The organism is Streptomyces beihaiensis (assembly GCF_026274175.1).
Taxonomy (GTDB): domain Bacteria; phylum Actinomycetota; class Actinomycetes; order Streptomycetales; family Streptomycetaceae; genus Streptomyces; species Streptomyces beihaiensis.
On record NZ_JAPHNL010000172.1, the window covers coordinates 1 to 2590 of the forward strand.

Here is a 2590-nt window from a genome sequence, read left to right on the forward strand (position 1 = left end):
CCCCGCGCACCCGCCCTGCGGCAGGCAGACGACCGTCACCCCGGCCGCGGCGAGCCGGTCGGCGGTGCGCCGGGCGGCCTGGGGCGGCAGCCGGGAGAGCCCGCCCAGCGGTCCCACGCTGACCCCGGTGCGCAGCCCGCCCGCGGCGGCCGCGAGCCGTTCGAGCCGCACCGGGTCGGCGCCGTCGGTGTGCAGGTCGACCGGGCAGCCGTGCTCGGCGGCGACCTCGAGGACCGTCTCCACGTAACCGGCGGGGTCGGGGTCGAGGTCGGGGCAGCCGCCCACCACGGCGGCGCCCATCTTCACGGCGTCCCGCAGCATCGCGAGCCCGTTGGCCCCGGCGGCCCCGGTCAGCAGCCGCGGCATCGCCACCGCCCGCAGATCCGCGAGCCCCACCAGCGAGCGCCGTGCCTGGAGCACGGCCTCCAGTGAGGCGAGCCCCTCCATCTCGCCGATCCGCACATGGGAGCGGACCGCTGTGGCGCCGTGCCCGAGCTGCAGCAAGGTGGCCTCGGTGGCCCGCCGCTGCACGTCGTCGGCGTCGTAGGGGTCGTAGGGGGCCGGGCCGTCGTGATCGGCGGACAAGGCCGTGGCGCCGTGCGCGTGCGGCTCCGCGGGCGCGGGCAGCAGGAGCGAGCCGGACAGATCCACGCGCGCGTGGTGCGCGGTGTGCGTGGTCAGGCTGCCCGCCGTGCCGACCGCCTCGATCCGCCCGCCGCCGAGCCGAACGTCCACGGTCCTGCCGTCGGCGAGCCGGGCGCCGCACAGCAGCAGCCCGCCGCCGTCCGGCGCGGACTCGTCACCTGGGGAGCCGGGGAAGGAGGGCCGCTGCGGCGGGCTGTCGGGCATCGCGCTCCAGAGGGCTCGTCGGGGCTCGTCGAAGGCTCGTGACGCGCGCTCAAGATCACGCAGCGTGGATCGAGCCTAGGACGGTGTCGGGTCCACTCCAGGGAAGGCGGGAAAAGTCGTACTGATGTGGTCAGGGCCGTTCCGGGGCCGTTCCGGGGCCGTTCCGGGGTCGGTCCAGGGCCGGTCGCTTCCCGGTGAGGGGCGGCGCGAAACGGATTTGGGCGATCGGCGGGCAACCGTGTAATGTCTTCATCGCTCGCCCCAATAGCTCAGTCGGCAGAGCGTCTCCATGGTAAGGAGAAGGTCAACGGTTCGATTCCGTTTTGGGGCTCTGGTGCAGACGTCGTTCGCGTCGCTTGCATCACAGCGGTGTAGCTCAGTCGGTAGAGCAAGCGGCTCATAATCGCTGTGTCACCGGTTCAAGTCCGGTCACCGCTACTGACAGTAACAGTAGCCGATTGTGGGGTCGGTCCTTCGATCGGCTACTCTTCTATGCGTTAAACCCGTCTATCCGTTCGTCAAGGAGCACTCACGTGGCTGCCACCGACGTCCGCCCGAAGATCACGCTGGCCTGCGTGGAGTGCAAGGAGCGGAACTACATCACCAAGAAGAACCGGCGTAACAACCCGGACCGTCTTGAGATGAAGAAGCACTGCCCGCGTTGCAACGCGCACACCGCGCACCGCGAGACGCGATAAATCAGGCTCGTACATGAGGCCGTCCCCTTTCCGGGGGGCGGCCTCATGTCGTTCCCACGCATGTACACAGACCCAGGAGGTGCCGAGTCCATGGCGCTCGACCAGTCCTTCGTGGGGCGGACCTACCCGCCCACCGCCCCGTACGAGGTCGGCCGGGAGAAGATCCGCGAGTTCGCGGAGGCGGTGGGTGACACCAATCCCGCCTACGTCGACCGGGCGGCCGCCCAGAAGCTCGGCCACCCGGACGTGATCGCCCCGCCGACCTTCGTGTTCGCGATCACGTTCAAGGCCGCGGGCGAGGTCGTCCACGACCCGGAGCTCGGCCTCGACTACAGCCGAGTGGTCCACGGCGACCAGAAGTTCGCGTACACGCGCCCGGTCCGCGCGGGCGACAAGCTGACCGTCACCTCGACCATCGAGGCCATCAAGTCGCTCGCGGGCAACGACATCGTCGACGTCCGCGGCGAGGTCCACGACGAGGCCGGCGAGCACGTCGTGACCGCCTGGACCAAGCTCGTCTCGCGCGCCGCCGACACCGGGGAAGGGGCCTGATCGCCATGGCGACCACCGTCAAGTACGCCGACGTCGAGGTCGGCACCGAACTCCCGGCGGGCACCTTCCCGGTGACCCGCGCCACGCTCGTCCAGTACGCGGGCGCCTCGGGCGACTTCAACCCGATCCACTGGAACGAGAAGTTCGCCAAGGAGGTCGGTCTGCCGGACGTGATCGCCCACGGCATGTTCACCATGGCCGAGGCGATCCGCGTCGTCACCGACTGGACGGGCGACCCGGCCGCCGTCGTCGAGTACGGCGTCCGCTTCACCAAGCCGGTCGTCGTCCCGAACGACGACAAGGGCGCCGAGATCGAGGTCACCGCCAAGGTCGCCGCCAAGCTCGACGACAACCGCGTACGGGTCGACCTGACCGCTCTGAGCGGTGGGCAGAAGGTGCTCGGGATGTCGCGGGCGGTCGTGCAACTGGTGTGACGCCCCCGGGGCGGGCTGAGCCGCCACCGCTCGGCACAGCAGATCGGAAGAGCACAC

4 protein-coding genes and 2 tRNA genes are annotated in these 2590 nt (G+C 70.5%); 5 read left to right on the forward strand and 1 reads right to left on the reverse strand.

Annotation, left to right across the window (positions count from 1 at the left end; genetic code table 11):
* The coding region (locus OFY01_RS16050; protein WP_266600453.1) for an amidohydrolase family protein at window positions 1–849 on the reverse strand (849 nt) is incomplete at its 3' end.
* A 258-nt stretch (window positions 850–1107) separates the two neighbouring features.
* Here OFY01_RS16050 and OFY01_RS16055 point away from each other — a divergent pair.
* The 5 genes from OFY01_RS16055 (at window position 1108) to OFY01_RS16075 (ending at window position 2533) form a co-directional block, all read left to right on the forward strand.
* Window positions 1108–1180: transfer RNA gene (locus tag OFY01_RS16055), tRNA-Thr, on the forward strand.
* 34 nt (window positions 1181–1214) lie between these two features.
* Window positions 1215–1287: transfer RNA gene (locus tag OFY01_RS16060), tRNA-Met, on the forward strand.
* Window positions 1288–1382: 95 nt separating this feature from the next.
* Window positions 1383–1547, forward strand: a complete 165-nt coding sequence (gene rpmG / locus OFY01_RS16065; protein ID WP_003948671.1) for a 50S ribosomal protein L33 — start codon at window positions 1383–1385, stop codon at window positions 1545–1547.
* Window positions 1548–1637: 90 nt separating this feature from the next.
* Window positions 1638–2099, forward strand: a complete 462-nt coding sequence (locus tag OFY01_RS16070; protein WP_266600455.1) for a MaoC family dehydratase N-terminal domain-containing protein — start codon at window positions 1638–1640, stop codon at window positions 2097–2099.
* Window positions 2100–2104: 5 nt separating this feature from the next.
* Complete coding sequence (locus tag OFY01_RS16075) at window positions 2105–2533, forward strand: MaoC family dehydratase (RefSeq protein WP_266600457.1); 429 nt, start codon at window positions 2105–2107, stop codon at window positions 2531–2533.
* The last annotated feature ends 57 nt before the right edge of the window (window positions 2534–2590 follow it).

Excerpts from the sequence above, each read along its gene's own strand:
- OFY01_RS16075 (WP_266600457.1), top strand. The coding sequence starts at position 2,105 with ATGGCGACCACCGTCAAGTACGCCGACGTCGAGGTCGGCACCGAACTC.
- OFY01_RS16070 (WP_266600455.1), top strand. The coding sequence starts at position 1,638 with ATGGCGCTCGACCAGTCCTTCGTGGGGCGGACCTACCCGCCCACCGCC.